The sequence below is a fragment of the Mycobacterium sp. 050134 genome (assembly GCF_036409085.1).
Taxonomy (GTDB): Bacteria; Actinomycetota; Actinomycetes; order Mycobacteriales; family Mycobacteriaceae; genus Mycobacterium.
Genome location: NZ_JAZGLV010000021.1, coordinates 50,133 through 65,694 on the forward strand (window position 1 = coordinate 50,133; position 15,562 = coordinate 65,694).

At 68.1% G+C, this 15,562-nt stretch carries 14 protein-coding genes; 8 read left to right on the top strand and 6 right to left on the bottom strand.

From position 1 onward, the window contains the following. Positions 1 to 31 precede the first annotated feature (31 nt). A complete protein-coding gene (locus SKC42_RS22035; protein WP_330966381.1) occupies positions 32 to 2,443 on the bottom strand; it encodes a hypothetical protein in 2,412 nt (803 codons plus the stop codon). Beyond that, a complete protein-coding gene (locus SKC42_RS22040; RefSeq protein ID WP_330966382.1) occupies positions 2,440 to 3,171 on the bottom strand; it encodes an NUDIX hydrolase in 732 nt (243 codons plus the stop codon). The genes SKC42_RS22035 and SKC42_RS22040 overlap by 4 nt, the downstream gene beginning before the upstream one ends. Before the next feature lie 140 nt (positions 3,172 to 3,311). Between SKC42_RS22040 and SKC42_RS22045 the strand changes: the two genes are divergently transcribed. Both SKC42_RS22045 and SKC42_RS22050 read left to right on the top strand, forming a co-directional pair. Beyond that, positions 3,312 to 4,763, top strand: coding sequence for a CCA tRNA nucleotidyltransferase (locus SKC42_RS22045; protein ID WP_330966383.1), 1,452 nt, complete (start codon positions 3,312 to 3,314; stop codon positions 4,761 to 4,763). Between the two features lie 19 nt (positions 4,764 to 4,782). Next, positions 4,783 to 5,289 (top strand): pullulanase, encoded by a 507-nt coding sequence (locus SKC42_RS22050; protein ID WP_330966384.1) that lies wholly within the window; start codon positions 4,783 to 4,785, stop codon positions 5,287 to 5,289. A gap of 8 nt (positions 5,290 to 5,297) precedes the next feature. Here SKC42_RS22050 and SKC42_RS22055 read toward each other — a convergent pair whose 3' ends face one another. Beyond that, on the bottom strand, positions 5,298 to 7,160 hold the full coding sequence (locus tag SKC42_RS22055; protein ID WP_330966385.1) for a putative alpha/beta hydrolase: 1,863 nt from the start codon (positions 7,158 to 7,160) through the stop codon (positions 5,298 to 5,300). A 158-nt stretch (positions 7,161 to 7,318) separates the two neighbouring features. Continuing rightward, complete coding sequence (locus SKC42_RS22060; protein WP_330966386.1) at positions 7,319 to 7,660, bottom strand: DUF2563 family protein; 342 nt, start codon at positions 7,658 to 7,660, stop codon at positions 7,319 to 7,321. A gap of 521 nt (positions 7,661 to 8,181) precedes the next feature. Between SKC42_RS22060 and SKC42_RS22065 the strand changes: the two genes are divergently transcribed. After that, positions 8,182 to 8,559: a hypothetical protein gene (locus SKC42_RS22065; RefSeq protein WP_330966387.1), complete on the top strand. Its 378-nt coding sequence runs from the start codon at positions 8,182 to 8,184 to the stop codon at positions 8,557 to 8,559. 204 nt (positions 8,560 to 8,763) lie between these two features. Continuing rightward, complete coding sequence (locus tag SKC42_RS22070; RefSeq protein ID WP_330966388.1) at positions 8,764 to 9,279, top strand: hypothetical protein; 516 nt, start codon at positions 8,764 to 8,766, stop codon at positions 9,277 to 9,279. Between the two features lie 301 nt (positions 9,280 to 9,580). Here SKC42_RS22070 and SKC42_RS22075 read toward each other — a convergent pair whose 3' ends face one another. Further along, entirely contained in the window at positions 9,581 to 9,850 is a 270-nt protein-coding gene (locus SKC42_RS22075) for a hypothetical protein (protein WP_330966389.1), read from the bottom strand. A gap of 960 nt (positions 9,851 to 10,810) precedes the next feature. Between SKC42_RS22075 and SKC42_RS22080 the strand changes: the two genes are divergently transcribed. After that, positions 10,811 to 11,431: a DUF5631 domain-containing protein gene (locus SKC42_RS22080; RefSeq protein WP_330966390.1), complete on the top strand. Its 621-nt coding sequence runs from the start codon at positions 10,811 to 10,813 to the stop codon at positions 11,429 to 11,431. A gap of 115 nt (positions 11,432 to 11,546) precedes the next feature. Beyond that, positions 11,547 to 12,497: a hypothetical protein gene (locus SKC42_RS22085; protein WP_442932222.1), complete on the top strand. Its 951-nt coding sequence runs from the start codon at positions 11,547 to 11,549 to the stop codon at positions 12,495 to 12,497. Between the two features lie 4 nt (positions 12,498 to 12,501). Here SKC42_RS22085 and SKC42_RS22090 read toward each other — a convergent pair whose 3' ends face one another. Next, positions 12,502 to 13,005, bottom strand: a complete 504-nt coding sequence (locus SKC42_RS22090) for a hypothetical protein (protein WP_330966391.1) — start codon at positions 13,003 to 13,005, stop codon at positions 12,502 to 12,504. Positions 13,006 to 13,232: 227 nt separating this feature from the next. Between SKC42_RS22090 and SKC42_RS22095 the strand changes: the two genes are divergently transcribed. Beyond that, entirely contained in the window at positions 13,233 to 14,069 is an 837-nt protein-coding gene (locus SKC42_RS22095; protein WP_330966392.1) for a transglycosylase SLT domain-containing protein, read from the top strand. A 3-nt stretch (positions 14,070 to 14,072) separates the two neighbouring features. Further along, on the top strand, positions 14,073 to 15,560 hold the full coding sequence (gene eccB, locus SKC42_RS22100) for a type VII secretion protein EccB (protein ID WP_330966393.1): 1,488 nt from the start codon (positions 14,073 to 14,075) through the stop codon (positions 15,558 to 15,560). Positions 15,561 to 15,562 lie beyond the last annotated feature (2 nt).

A 15,562-nucleotide genomic window follows, 5' to 3' on the forward strand; every position in this document is an offset into this window, starting at 1 on the left:
TGCGGCGGCTGCGCCTGCGGATACGCGGGGTTCATACTCGATGCTCGTGATTCACCCGGTGGTCGAGCTCGTCGTGCGCCTCGCCGGGTCGCCGGACGGGCCGGACGTCGTGCGGGTCCGGGCGGTCGAGATCGGCGCGGTCGGGTTGGCCGCGGAAGCGGTGCCACAGTCGCCGCCCGGCCAGCAGCACCAGGACGGCCGCGGCCGACAGCGTGATGGCGAACAGCACCTTGCCGTAGGCGTTCGAGTGCACCGACAGGCGCACGGGGTCACCCAGCCGCATGCCGTCCGGCGTCCGCAGCGTGACGTCGATCGCGACGCGCTGAGTGAAGTTCACTTCGATCGGCACCCGCAGCGGCAGGTAGCCCGGGGGCAGCTCGATGACGCCGAGATCGGTGACCGTCATGCCCGGTGGGGCGTCGACCTGCAGGCGGACGCGGATCGGGACGGCGAGCCCGTTGTGCAGCGCCAACGGCAGCGGGCTGTGCTCGGTGGCCAGGGTGTAGGAGCCGCCCGGGTTGACGATCGTGACCGCGCCGAACAGGTCGTTGATCGTGGCGCCGACCACAGCCAGGCGCTGCTGCGCCAGCCCGTTGCGGGTGTCGGGGGGTTCCGACTGGCTCAACGCGCGCAGCATGTCCTCGCGCAGCGGGGCGGTGTACTGCGCTCCGGTCAAGCCGGTGCGTTCGTCGGTGTTGAGCGCCGACGTCAGGCCCCACAGGCGGCCGACCTGTCCGGCGATGCCGGCGGTGACCTCGTCGCTGAAGTTGCCGCGTGACGAGGGAGGGGCGCCGGCCGGTTCCTGCGGCCCGGTGCGGGAAGCGGCCTCCGCGATCACGGCGGGCAGGGGGCGGGGCACCCCCAACCCGGAATGGATGGTGGTGGCCAGCGCGGTCAGGATGACTTGAGCGTCTTCGGCCCGCAGCGTCCAGGTCGCGGGCGGGACCAGCAGCTCGGTCCGGGGCGCATCGTCGCGCTGCAGCGGATGCCAGAACATCGAGCCGAGGGCGTCCTGGCGCCGTGCGGTCGCCGAATCGTGGGTGAGCCGGACGGTCAGCGACGAGTCCAGGTAGGTGGGGACGACCGGGTTGTTCCCTACGCCGGCCAGCGCGGCGCCGACGGCCGGATCGAACGGCGCGACCACGACCTGTGGGGATAGCCGCTGGGGCGCGGTGTCCACGACTTCGGAGGCATCGCTGTTCGAGTCCTGGGCGGACAGTTCGGCCGCGGCGACGGCGACCGTGCTGTCCGCAGCGCTCAACAGGTTGATCGTGCGGTTGGTCAACGGCCCGTCGGGCAGCAGCGTGGCGCCGCGGGTGGAGGCGACCCCGAGGATGTGGTCGACGATCGTGCCGGCGTTGCTGGTGGCGGTCGCGCTCAGACCCGGGTCGTTGACGCGCTGCAAAGCGTCCAGGTCCGCCTGCGCGTAGGGCAGGGGCGCTACGCAGATTCGGTGGGCGAGTGCCCGCAGCCGGTTCAGCCATTCGGTGGCCGCGGCCTGGCCGGTTCCCGGGTGAGTCGGGGTCCCGGGTTGCTGGGCGGGCCCCTCCGGGGAGTTGGACACGACGTACCCGGCGGTCATCGCGTTCACCGTCACCAGCAGGTCAGGGTCGACGGCCACACACATCGCGCGGCCGACGGCGCCGTCGGGGTCCACGTCGTGCCCGGTGGCGACCTCCGCCGCCGACAGCAAGGTGTCCAGCCGGCCGCCGGTGGCCAACGACGTGGCCAGGTCGTCGTCGACGAGCCGGACGGGGATCGTGCCGCCGGGCACCCCCGGGGCGAGCCGCGGCCGGTCGGCGAGCGGCCACAGCATCGTGACCCACACGGGTTTGGAGGTGTCCGGCGCGACGGCGGATTCCAGGTCGTCGGCCTTGTCGGGCGGGACGCCGACGACGGGCAGGAGGAACCGCGCGTTGTCGAGCCGGGCGGGCGCCCCGTAGTCGGGTGTGCCGTTCACGTTGACCAGCACCGGATAGATCCCTGGTTTGTCGACGCTCAGCGAGGGCTTGGCCAGGGAGCGCAGCGGCGCGGTCAGGGTGAAGCCCGCCTCCTGGCCGCGCTGGAGCTCGGGGGACACGGTCAGGAAGTCGGCGGCAGCCTGGTACTGGTCGGTGCTGCCGTCGAGGGAGGTGCGCAGGCCGGCCGAGCCGGTGACGGCGCCCGCGTGCTCGAGGCGAACCATCACGTCGCGGACGGGCCGATCGCCGATGTTGGTGACCATGCCGCTGACGGTGACGAGGGGCTGGCTCGTGGTGGTGACGACGTCGGGGGTGACCTGGTCGATGCGGACGCGGACGAACGGGGTGGCGCCGGGCTCGCCCGCGGAAGCGTGCGGCGTGACGGCACCGAAGGGCGCGATAAGCATGGTGAGGATGCCGACGATGCCGAGCACCGCGGCGAGGCGCACGAAGCCGGCCCAGCAGAGTTGCGGCGCAGTCACGACCCCGGCCCGTAGCCGTTCTTCCGGCCCGCGGCCGGGTCGGAATGACGGGTGCGCGAGTGCGTTTGCGGGCGTCTGCGGGGCGCGGACGCGGGCAGCGGCGGCAGCGCGGCGGGGCCGTCATTCTGCAGCTTGTCGATGAGCTCGTGCGCCACCTGGGCCAGCCGGCGTTCGTCGGCATAGGCCAGCCGCGACGGCAGCTCGTGGATCGGAACCCAGGCGACCTCGGCGACCTCGAGGTCCTCGTCGCACAGCTCGCCGCCGGAGAAGCGCATGAGGTAGTGGTGCACCGTCTTGTGCACCCGCCGCCCGTCGGTCACGAACCAATAGTCGATCCGCCCCAGCGCGGCCAGCACGCTGCCGCGGATCCCGGTCTCCTCGGCGACCTCTCTGATGGCGGTCTGTTCGGCGGTCTCGCCCATCTCGATATGGCCCTTGGGCAGCGACCACAGCATCCGCCCGCGCCGATCGATGCGTCCGATGAGGGCGGCCACCTGCTCGTTGCGCGGCCCGTCGAGGCCGTCGATCACCAGCCCGCCCGCGGAGGTTTCGTGCACGGTTCGCAGGCGCTCGGGCTCGCGTCGGGACCTGCGCGGGCGGCGGGGCTTGGCGGCGGCGGATTCGGCGGTCGGCTGGCCGCTCACGAGGTTGTCGGTCGAACCGGCGGCGCCGCGCCCGCGGCGCCGACCCCGGCGCCGACGCGGTTTCGCTTGTTCGCCGTCCGACACCCAAGCGATAGTAGCTGGCACGGGCCCGTCTTCAGGAGACGCTCGCCGCTCGCCAGTGCTGCCGCCATATAGAGGTATACCCGCGGCCGCACCTCCCGGCCTGCGTCGCCCCCGGAAGCTACCCACTAGGCTGATCGAACGTGCCCGACGCCCCTGAAGCCGAAGTGGAGCTGCTGGCCGCAGCCGCGGTCGCCCTGAATCAGCGCGCCCCCATGCTGCGCGAGCTGGGGTCGGCTTTCGATGCGGCGGGTCACCAGTTGTATCTCGTCGGCGGTTCGGTGCGCGACGCCGTGCTGGGCAGGCTCAGTCCTGACCTCGACTTCACCACCGACGCCCGCCCCGAGCAGGTCCACGAGATAGTCCGGCACTGGGCGGATGCCGTGTGGGACACGGGGATCGAGTTCGGCACCGTCGGCGTTGGCAAGGACGGGCACCGTCTGGAGATCACGACTTTTCGCGCTGACGCCTACGACCAGGTGTCCCGCCATCCGGAGGTGCGGTTCGGCGACCGCCTCGAGGACGACCTGGTGCGACGCGACTTCACCGTCAACGCGATGGCCGTGCGGATCACGCCGAAGGGGCCCGGCGACTTCCTGGACCCGCTGGGCGGTCTGGCCGCACTGCGCGAGGGGTTGCTCGACACCCCGGCAGCCCCTGGGGTGTCGTTCGGTGACGACCCGCTGCGGATGCTGCGGGCCGCGCGGTTCGTGTCGCAGCTGGGCTTCACCGTCGCCCCGCGAGTGCTGGAGGCCATCGAGGAGATGGCTCCGCAGCTGGCGCGGATCAGCGCCGAGCGGGTGGCCACCGAGCTGGACAAGCTGCTGCTCGGCGCGGATGCGGTCGCCGGCATCGACCTGCTGGTGCAGACCGGGATGGGCGAGGTGGTGTTGCCCGAGGTCGGCGGCATGCAGATGGCGATCGACGAACACCACCAGCACAAGGACGTCTACCAGCATTCGCTGACCGTGCTGCGTCAGGCGATCGCCCTGGAAGACGACGGGCCCGATTTGGTGCTGCGCTGGGCGGCGTTGCTGCACGACATCGGCAAGCCGGCCACGAGGCGGCACGAAGCCAACGGCGGGGTGAGCTTTCATCACCATGAGGTGGTCGGGGCGAAGATGGTGCGAAAGCGATTGCGCGCCTTGAAGTATTCGAAGCAGATGGTCGATGACGTCTCGCAGCTGGTGTATCTGCACCTGCGGTTCCACGGCTACGGCGAGGGCAAGTGGACCGACTCGGCCGTGCGCCGTTACGTCACCGACGCCGGGCCGCTGCTGCCCAAGCTGCACAAGCTGGTCCGCGCCGATTGCACCACCCGCAACAAGCGGCGGGCCGCGCGGCTGCAGGCCAGCTACGACCGCCTGGAGGCGCGGATCGACGAACTGGCCGCCCAGGAGGATCTGGCGCGGGTGCGGCCCGATCTGGACGGCAACCAGATCATGGAGCTGCTCGGCATCCCGGCCGGCCCGCAGGTCGGCGAGGCGTGGCGGTTTCTGAAGGAGCTTCGGCTGGACCGCGGGCCGTTGACCAACGAAGAGGCGACCGACGAGTTGTTGGCGTGGTGGCGGTCGCGGGGGAACCCGGGGGAGTAGCCGGCGCGTCTGATCGGTCATGGACTACTGCCTTGCGGGTGACGGCGGCGCGGCGATCTGGCACGGACGGCCCGATCTGGACTTGGACGGGGACGGGCGTTTCGACGCGGTCGCGTTGGATTTCGACGGCGATGGCCTGCGTGACGACGCGATGGCCGACCTCGACGGCGACGGGGTCGTCGACCACGTCTTGCTCGACCTCGACAACGACGGGACCCCGGAGGCGTCCTTCACCGACGACGGGACGGGCACCTGGGGGGTGGCCGTCGACCGGGGCGGGCAGCTGCGGTGGTTCGGACTCGACGGCGTCGAGCACACCGGCGGTCCACTGGTCGACTTCGACGGGCAGGGCCATCCCGATGATCGGCTTGTGGACAGCGACGGCGACGGGGTGGCCGACCGGGTGCTGTGTGCCGGTGCGGACGGCGTGACCGGGTACGTCGACACCGACGGGGACGGGCACTGGAACGTGAAGTTGACCGACGCCGACGGTGACGGGCTGGCCGACGGGGCGAGCGCGCTGTAACCGGTTCATTAGTCCTGCGGGCCACTGTGGCGGTGCCCGGTGGTGGCGCGGCGGAAGGCTTCCGGGTCCACCCAGTCGCCCATGCCGTACTCGCCGCGATGGCGCGCGGTCATGCCGTCGTGCTGGAGGGCGTCGCCATGGCCGGAGGCGATGTCGGCGATGCTGAACAGGGCCTCGGAACCCTCGTCGAAGTAATGCAGATGGTCATCGATGGGATTGACTGAACCGAGCGGGATTTCGGCCTTGAAGCGGGTGGAACCGTAGCCGTCGGTGGCGGGGTCACCTCCGAGCCCGCCAAGGAACGGCCCGAGCAAACCGGGACCGGTCACGCGGGCGGGGGACCGGGTGACCGGATCCGCCGAGGCGGTGCCGACATACACGTGCCCACCGGTGGCTAGATGGAAGTCGGACACCGAGCGCGCAAGGTCGGTGCCGGGTGAGCCGACGAGGGCCACGTCGTCGGCGCGCATCCCGTAAGCCGCCGCCGCGTCGGCGACAGTGGTGGACCCGTAGGAATGCCCGACGACGGTCATGTGCGCGGGCGCTCCGATATGTGTGGCGCGCAGGCCGTTGACGTCGGCGGCCAACCGCTGCGCGCCGGCACGCGCCATGTTCGGGTGCCAGAGGCCTGGGTCGTACCAGGCGTCGGGGGCGTCGTAACCGACCCACGAGATGACCGCCGTCTTCTTATTCCATTCGGCGCGTGCCGATTCCGCGTAGACGCGCCGGCCGGCGGGGTCGGTCAGCGTCCCGTCGCGCACGTTGGAACCCAGACCCGGCACGAGGACGGCGGTGTTGGCCGCGGTGTCGGGGTCGCCCAGGGCGATGGCGGCGGCGCCCTTCCCGCCGAAAGCGTCGGGTTGATACTTCAACAGAAGGACGTCCGGCCGACTGTCCTGGTTGTCGGTGGCCCTGGCGAGGCCGTCTCGGGCGCGCCGGGCGTTGGTGTAGCGGGTGAGTTCTATTGGTGTGAGACCATATTCGGTGGGGTTCGCGGCGATGTCATCAACGGTGACGTCGCGTTTCGTCGCGGTGTCCTCGACGCGGTGAAGGTCGGCGTTCATCGCGGCGGTGTTGGCCCGGTCGCGGGTCTGCACCGGGATGCCGTTGAGGTTGCCGAGCTCTCGCGGGTGGTCGCCGACCACTTGGTCTTGTTGTTCTTGGTCGAGGGATTTCCACCACCGGTTGACACCTTCGGGGCCGGTCTCCGGCGATGGAAGGTCGACAGCGTTTCCGCTGAACGACCCTTCGGAGTCTCGGATGGCCGTCGGGTCGTAGCCCTCAGTGCGCAGAGTGGTCAGCGAATGGTTCAGGGACCCTTCGTATTCGGCTCGGATCTTGTGCAGCACACGCAGTGCGGATTGCGCGTGTTCTATGGCGTCGCGTTCGAGCGCGGAGATGAGTGCGTCGAGCGCGGGCTGGTCGGCCTCGGTGAGGGTGCGATCGTCTTCCATGCTGAGGGCCCGGCCCAGTTGCCGATCGATATCCTGCAGCTGCGCTTCCAGTGTGTTGATCGATGTTGCTCCGTCGCATTGCGCGATTGCCAGCGCGGCAGCGATGTTCTCCAGCTCGACGCCGATCTTGGGTAGCTGGTCCGATTGCCTCCCGAGTTCCGTTGTCACTCGGTGTACTTCGTCCGAGTCGTTGATCGGGTGATCACCCGGTGCGCCGTTCCACGCCGCTTCGAACCGGCGCCGGGCTTGGTCGAAGGCTGTGCTGGCGTCCTGGGTGCAGCGCCCGCCGGCGTAGAAAGCTTGGGCGAGGCCGGCGATCTCCCCGGGCCGCCCGGTCTGCAGGCCGGCATTGACGAACCACGGGTCACCGCCAGCTTCCGCGATCAGCAGCGCGGCGCTGATGTGCCGGAGTTCCATTGCGCCGCTGCTGTTCCGGGTTTGGTGCGCTTCCTCGTGTGACTAGTCGCGTCGCCGTAGTGGGACGTTGGGGCGATGATCACCGCAGACCTCCTGAATTGGAGGCGACGGTACTGGGAGCGCTGAGCTGATGGTCAATTCAGCGTGCTCTGATCCGGTTAGGGGGCCGACGGACCTGTGGATAGCCGGGTCGCGGACCCATCCCGCACCATCCGCATCTCGGTGGCGTTGTTGTTGTCCATCTCGGTGAAGCCGGCAGCGACCTGATGCGCCTTGCCGCCGACGTCGGTGAGCGTCTGCTGGTGGGCTTTCAGGTTGGCGACGTGCCGGGTATGGGCCGCGCTGACAGCCGCGTGGAACTCCTGGGCCGCCGCGAATTCACCGAACATGCCCGAGGACACCGGTCCTCGCGAGAGCTCGTCGGCTCCTTGTTGCGCGTAGTCACCGGCGCGGCGAGAGTCGTTGCCGCCTGTGCGCAGCATGCTGGTGTCGACAAACATCGCGCCCTCCCTGACTTGGTGATCACGGTACCGGCGGAGGCAAGGGCGTCAATTCACCCTGTGGGGACGGGCGGGGCAGCCCTTGCGAATGCAGCGGCACCGACTGAATCCGGTCAGTCGTCTCGCCAACGCGTATCGACCTCTACCGCTGAGCCGTGTCGATTAGTGGCCTGCCACCACCCGAATGGGCAGGGCGACTACGGAGAGCCTGATGCAGGCCGTCGACTTTCCAAGAGTCTGCCTCGAGCGCGTGGCTTGCTCACACCCCTTGATCTGTCCACTATTACCGAGGGGCCATTACGTTCGGAGATCGAATGAGCGGGCTTGGCCGACCTAGAGGAGAGCACATGACGGGGGACTTACCACCGAGCTTGGGGCAGGGGCCCACGATACGGCCTGTGGGGCAAGCACCGCCTGCAGGCCCTATCGGGACGTTCCCGAGAATGCGAACCGGGCGAAGCACCGCAGTCGCCGCCTTAGTATTGGCTGTAATCGGCACGTCTGTTGCGGTCGTCGCCTTGGTGACGTCCCTTACTCGACCGACAGCTTCTGGGCCGCCGGCCAACGCGAATCGGCCAACTTTCACCCCCGAACAAGCAGCAGACGCGCAGCAGAATTTATGCGCCACCTACAAGCTAGCGGCGAAGGAGGTGCAAGTCGAAACGAACGGAAGCGACCGAGCACTCGCCCGCATTGCACTGACTAATGCTGCAGCCATGATTGATAACTCAGCGTCTAATCCTGCGCTCGACGGGAAATATCGCGATGCGGCTCGTGCGCTGGCCTCTGCCTACCGCAACACGACCGCGTTGGGTAGTGTTGCAACCGAAGCGGAGTATCGCTCCTCGCTCGACGCCATTGTGGCTAAGGATACTGCAATGAAACAATTCTGCGAATAATGAATCAGCAACAGTGAGCTCGGGTAAGGGAAAGAAGGCCTGTAGATTAGATTAGAGCTGAATCGAAAATGCTAACAATTGCTGACATGTTGCTCGCATCATCATGAACTTACGTGGATATCGAGCGGATCGAAATGAGCTGAGTCACTGGGACAAGACAAGCCGTCGACACGCTTTCCACCCCTAGCAAGCAAGGGGCTAGCCATGCATCCGCACACCGATGGGCAGGGCGCGACAGATTCAACCGCTCCGGCGGCCCGTTCGGGCTCAGACCGAGCTATCGCCGTCTCGGCGTTAGCTCTCGCCGCAGTCGCCGCTCTCATCGCTACCGGCGCGCTGGTCATCGATTTCGCACTGCGAGGGGTTTCTGGTCCCGCGAACCACGTTAGTGCACCGGCAGAAGTCGCCACCGCTCAACGGCGACTATGCGATACATACGCCCTGGTGGCGCGCGCTGCGCAAGTCGATACGGCGGGATCTGATCAGGCGCTCGCCCGCATTGCTACGACCAATGGTGCACTCATGCTCAGCTTGGCTGCAGCAGAGCCTGCTCTAGATGGAGAACATCGAGCCGCCGCGCTTGCACTCGCCGACGCTTACGGAATCCTTACAGCGAAGGGCAGCTACGGAATTTCGACCGGCACTGAGTACCGCGCAGCGCTCGATGACGCGAATGCCAAGGACGGTGCGATGAGAAAGGTTTGTCAGGGTGGCAGCTGACCTGCCCCCGGGGTCGTTTTCGGCTGCGTTGGTAGGTCCATGGTGGCCCGCGCCTTCGACGCCTCTTCGAAGCAGCGCTGCGCACTGGCGAAACCTTTGCTTACAGCAGGAAGACTATGCTCAAGACTTACGTCGCCAGCGGAATACGGTAGCGGCGAACAATCACGGCCGCACTGCTGACGACCTAATTGCTCGCTATCGGCAGGGAGAAAGGCTTCACTTGGATCTGGCCGAAAAGTACGACTCGAAATCTTCGGCGTTCGATTCGAGTGCAGACGCGGTTGATTATTTGCGCAGTAAGTTAACCGAGATAGCCGACAAAGGCAATATAGATATCGACCAGATTGCTGATTCGAACAAGCCGATTGTCGAGAAAGTCGCCGAGGTGCAAGCGGTGCAAATGCGCTGTAACGCAGATGCCACGACGGCAAGTCTGATTGCTGTAGACAAGATTATGGCGGCAACACAGAAAATCCTTGACGCGGAAGGCCTGGGCGTCGATGCACGAACGTGGGCGCGTGAGCATGGTTTCGCTGTCGACACTAAGCCGATAACCCGCCCCATTGGCCAAAATGACATCCGGTCGGTAGTTGGCGGTGCCGGCGGCCCTTCTAATCCAGGCGGTGAGCCTGGGAATGTCCGTAGCGAGGCACTGCCATCGGCACCAGGGGTGACCGGTACTGCGGGTGGGCCAGGCAACCATTCCCAGGTTCCGGACATCCGACAACCGAAGCAATCGGTTGTCGGCTTGACCGGAGGACCTAGGAGCGGGACGTCAGTACCCAGCGGACTCTCCGACCCATTGCCCCACAGCGGAGTTCCCGTACCCGGTTCTGGCGGCCCAATCGCACCTGGCATGCCGGCGATGCCCGGCGGCCCGATGTCAGCACCGGCCATCGGTCAAGGGATCTCGCCCGGGCCACTGGGCCAGTCGGTTATGACTGGCATGTCGGCAGGTCAGCCAATGGCTGGCCCCGCGCAAGCACTAACACAGAGCGCCGTCAATGCAGTGGGGCAGGGAGCACCGCCGGTTGCCCCGCCGATGGCCGCGACGCCCGTCCTGCCAGCGCCGGTGCTGTCCGGTGGCGACGCGTTCGCCCCGCCGCACGCTCAGGTTGAAACGTCCGTGACGGCCTACAGCGCACCCACCGGCAGTAACAGCGTCCCCGTGGCACCAGTGATGACCGGCGGGTCATGGGCTCCGCCTGCACCGACTGCCGGCGGCCCGGCCTTCCCTACAGGACCACTCCCCGCCTACGGCTCGGATCTCCGTCCACCAGCCGTGGCCACACCGGCGATGCCGTCAATTCCCGCGGCACCGGTGTCTGGGGCACCGGTCGCTCCGGCGTCGTCCCCGTCCGCAGGGGGGCCGCTCGTCTCGCCGGTGGAACGGACGGCGTCCGCGGCCGCGGCAGGCCAGGCCGGGACTGGTTCGTCGGGAATGGTTGGGGCGTCGGCCGTTTCGGCGACCACCGGCGCGGCCGCCGGAGCTGCATCTGCCAGGACAGCGGAACAGCAACGGTTGCAGCGCTTGGTCGACGCGGTAGCCCGTCAGGAGCCGCGGCTGTCATGGGCCGCCGGGCTCAGGGACGACGGCAGCGCCAGCCTCCTGGTCACCGACCTCGCCGGAGGCTGGATTCCGCCGCATGTGCGCTTGCCTGCCCACGTGACACTGCTCCAACCCGCGGCGCGGCGTCGGGATGCCAGCGTTGTCGACCTGCTGGGCGCGGTCACGGTGGCCGCGGCGCATCAGCCCAATGCCTATATCGCCGAGCCCGACACCGAAACGCCCCCGCTGACCGGTGATCGAACAGCGCGCTCGGCCGGACCCGAAGTCGACGAACTGGGGCCCACGTTGGTCGAGGCTGTGCGCCGCCGCGACGGTCTGCCGCGAATCGCACAGGCGCTTGCCGCCCCGGCGGTCCGAAAGACGGGGGTGCTGGAAAACGAGGTCAGGCTGTTGCGAGAGCGCATCGCAGACGTACAGCGCTCGGTGTTGAACGCCTATCCTCAGCATGACCTGGCGGCCGTCGGGGATTGGATGCTGTTAGCGGCGATCGAAGCCCTGATCGACGAACACGAATACTTGGCGCATTACCACCTTCAGTGGTTTGGCGCGCTCAGCCGCCACGCCGCACCAAGGACGTCATAGGGTGATGCCTCCGATAACGGCGTGAATACCGATTTCGGGCCGCTGTGCCAAGATGGTGTTCCACGGATCGCTGAGCGACGATACGCCCATTTGAGCGTGACGGGGAGGTGAAGTCGTGAGCTACATCTTGTCGAATTCCGGGACCTACGGGGGCCTGGCGGATAGGCCGCCGCCCCCATTCATCGGTGTCGGAGGCGCGCCCACACCGGATACCTCCCCGACCGGTCCGCCTCTCGGGGCGCTATACGCGGCCGCCGGACTCGGCGTCCCCGGCGATATCGCGGGCAGCACGCAGGGTGACCTCGACCGTCGCGCCCACGCCGCCGACGCCGCAGCGAAATTCCCGGCCAACGAGGCCGACGCCGCGCAGCAATTCCAGGGCGTAGGCGCGCAGGGCTCCACGCAGATGATTCAGCAAGTCGTCTCCAGCATCACGGGCGCGCTCGGCGGCGCGATCGGCGGAATCCTGGGGCCGCTGACGCAACTCCCGCAGCAGGCAATGCAGGTAGGTCAGGGGGCGATGCAGCCGCTGATGAGCGCGCTGCAAGGCGCCCACGGCGCCGGGGCGTTGGAAGCCGCGGAAGGGACGCGGCTGGCGGACAGCCTGGGCGGCGAGCCCGGCGGTGGCGTTGGCGGCGGCGGCGCCGGCCTCGGCGGCGGTGGGGGACTGGGCGGCGGCACCACCCCGGCCGGATACATGGGTCCGCCACCCGTGCCGTCATCGTCGCCGCCCACGACTCCCGCGGGGGCGCCGGCGAAACCGGCGATGATGATGCCCACCGGCGGCACCCTGCCGATGTCGGGTCAGTCGGGCATGGCGGGCATGCCCATGATGCCGCCGGGCGCGGTGGGCGGCCACGGCGACGGTGGCACCAAGGACAAGCCGGCCGAGAAGCGGGTCACCGCACCGGGCGTGCCCAACGGCCAGCCGGTCAAGGGGCGGATGACGATTCCGCCCAGCGCCCCGCTCTCCGCGAAGTCGGGTGAGGGGAAGCCGGCGGTGGTCACCAACAGGCCCACCAGGCGGATCGTGATCATGCCGAACGACGACGAGGCGAACGAGTAGCCCGTTATGACGGTTTCGCGATCCTCTCACGGGGACGCGCACCCGAAGTGAGCGCCAACGCCGCGGCGGTGGCGGGCAGGGCGAATGAAACACCAACGACGACAAGCCTATTCGGCGAGTTGAACCACAGCAACCCGTAGTCGTCGGCGCCTACGTAGGCGAACCAGCGAACCATCTTGGAGGCGACGACCCACCCCACGGCCGTGTGGGCGACGACCACCGCACACCCACCGACGATCCACCACGCCCCCGCGGCCGAGCGACGGACGATGAGCACCGCGCCCACGATCAACGCCAGACCCCCGAGAATCGACAACGCCGCCTCACCGTAGAGCCACAGATAGAAGTTGTGGAAGGTCATCGGATAGTGCGAATGCCCTTGGACCAGGAACCCGATCCCCGTCGAGTAGATCGACGCGATCTGCCAATGCCGGCTGGCGAACCAGAGCTGGTAGGCGCCGACGGGTACTGCCAGGAACGCGGCCGCGCGTGGCAACGATCGCCTCATGAACCCGATCCAACGACAGTCCGAATGACCGGTCAATTCAGCGCGCTCGGTACCGGTGACTGGCAGAGCCTGCCGCGGCGCCACTAATCTCTGACCGTAAATCCGGCCCGGGGGGCGCCTAAAGGTGGGAAGTTGTAAGTGAGACTGCGATTCGCGCCCGAAAGTGTGGAAGCAGTGACTCAAGTGTCCAGTGAGGACACGTGGATCAATTTTGCGAGGAAGATTAGTTGGCTGACCCGCTGACAACGCAGGCGCTCGCGGCTTTGTCGCGGGGCCACAACTTGTTCGCCGGCGGCGTAACCGACGACCGAATCGGCGATACGCCGGTGAAGGTTCGCGACCGTGCCGAGCGCCTGGGGAGACTGAACTCCGTGCCGGCGGCCGGCGGCGCCGTGCAACAGCTGCATCTGCTCGCCGACAACGATCTGGCGCTGGCGCAGGTGGTTGCCGCGGCGCGGTACAACCGCGAGCACGCACGCGCGGCGACCCGGGCCGTCTACGAGTCCGCCAGGGCCGACGCCTCGTCGGCCCTCGATACTCCGATCGGACACCGTGAGGCGATGGCGCGCATGGCGAGTCGCCTGCGCGCTCAGCATGCCCACATCGTCCGGTCACAATCCCGTGCCAGGATCCTGGCCACCCGCCTGCGCCGCCTGCACTATCACGGCCGGCGCCCGGCGAGATCCGGCCGCGCCGCGATTGTCTCAGCGATTCGCAAAGCCCTCGACCTCAAAGGAATTCACGACCCGGAGGCGCGAGCACGCTGGGAGCGGGGGATGGACCTGGTAGCGCGCCGCGAATCGAATTACAACGCCGACGCCGTCAACGGCTGGGACTCGAACGCGGCACGCGGCACTCCCAGCAAGGGTGCATGGCAATTCATTGCGCCAACGTTCGCGGCCTACCACCAGCCCGGGACCTCGCCCAACATTTACGACCTGGTGGCCCAGGCGTGCGCGTTCATCAACTACGCGCGGGGCCACTACGGCGTCGCCGCCGACGCGTCGAACCTGGCAGCACGGATTCAACAGGCCGATCCCCACCGCGGTCCCAGGGGGTACTGACCAATGCCACTGAGTTTGTCCAACCGCGACCAGAATTCGGGCCACCTGTTCTACAACCGGCGGCTACGCGCTGCGACAACGCGATTCTCGGTCCGCATGAAACACGACGATCGCAAGCAGACCGCCGCCCTCATCCTCTCGATGGTGTTGGTGGCCATTGCCGGCGGCTGGATGCTGCTGCTCAACGTCCTGAAACCGACCGGCATTGTGGGGGATTCGGCGATCATTGGCGACCGTGATTCCGGGGCGCTCTATGCGCGCATCGACGGCCGTCTCTACCCAGCCCTGAATCTGACGTCGGCCCGGCTGGCGACCGGGACCGCGGGAACCCCGACGTGGGTCAAGCCCGCGGAGATCGCGAAGTATCCGACCGGGCCGCTGATGGGGATTCCCGGCGCACCGGCGGCGATGCCGGTCAACCGGGGTGCTCCCTCGGCGTGGGCGGTGTGTGACACGGCGGGACGGCCGCGTAGCGGCGAGAAACCGGTGGTGACCTCGATCGCCGGCGGGCTCAGCGGCGGCGGCCGCGCGGAGCCGTTGCGTGGCGACGCGGGGCTGTTGGTGAAGTTCGAGGGGAACACGTACGTGATTTGGGGCGGGAAGCGCTCGCAGATCGACCCGGCCAACCGGGCGATCACCTTGAGCCTGGGCCTCGACCCGGGAGTGACGTCCCCGGTGGAGATTTCGCGCGCCCTGTTCGACGGCCTACCCGCGACCGAACCGCTGCGGGTGCCGCAGGTGCCCGAGGCCGGGGCACCGGCGAAATGGGTCCCGGGCTCGCAGGTCGGCGCCGTGTTGCAATCGCAAACCGCGGGCGGGAGCAGCCAGTTTTACGTCCTGCTCCCCGAAGGCGTGCAGAAGATCACGACGTTCGTCGCCGACCTGTTGCGCAGCGCCAACTCCTACGGGTCCACCGCGCCCCGCGCGGTGACGCCCGACGTGCTGGTCAACATCCCGGATGTCACGCCCCTCGCGCTGGACTACTACCCCACGGGTCGATTGACTTTCATTGACACCGCCGCGAATCCGACGACCTGCGTCGGCTGGGAGAAGTGGTCGACGGACCCGCAGGCCCGTGTCGTCGTCTACAACGGACGGGGCCTGCCCGTGTCGCCGGCCATGGACAATCGGATCGTGCGCCTGGTGCGCGACGACCGCGACCCCGCATCGGTGGTCGCCAACCAAGTTCTGGTGCTGCCGGGGGCGGCAAACTTCGTCGCTTCCACCAGCGGCGTGGTCACCGCCGATTCGCGCGAATCCCTGTTCTGGGTCTCCGATAACGGGGTGCGCTTCGGGATCGCCCCCGACGACTCGACCATGCGTGCGCTCGGGCTGGACGCGGCGTCGGCGGTGCAGGCGCCCTGGCCGCTGTTGCGGACCTTTGCCGCGGGACCGGCCCTGTCGCAGCAGGCGGCCCTCGTGGCCCGGGACACGGTGCCGACGCTCGGTCCGGTGGCCGTGGTGACGACGTCGGCGAAGGCTGGAGGTTAGTG

Excerpts from the sequence above, each read along its gene's own strand:
- SKC42_RS22050 (WP_330966384.1), top strand. The coding sequence starts at position 4,783 with ATGGACTACTGCCTTGCGGGTGACGGCGGCGCGGCGATCTGGCACGGA.
- SKC42_RS22055 (WP_330966385.1), bottom strand. The coding sequence starts at position 7,160 with ATGGAACTCCGGCACATCAGCGCCGCGCTGCTGATCGCGGAAGCTGGC.
- SKC42_RS22060 (WP_330966386.1), bottom strand. The coding sequence starts at position 7,660 with ATGTTTGTCGACACCAGCATGCTGCGCACAGGCGGCAACGACTCTCGC.
- SKC42_RS22070 (WP_330966388.1), top strand. The coding sequence starts at position 8,764 with ATGCATCCGCACACCGATGGGCAGGGCGCGACAGATTCAACCGCTCCG.
- SKC42_RS22090 (WP_330966391.1), bottom strand. The coding sequence starts at position 13,005 with ATGAGGCGATCGTTGCCACGCGCGGCCGCGTTCCTGGCAGTACCCGTC.
- eccB (WP_330966393.1), top strand. The coding sequence starts at position 14,073 with ATGCCACTGAGTTTGTCCAACCGCGACCAGAATTCGGGCCACCTGTTC.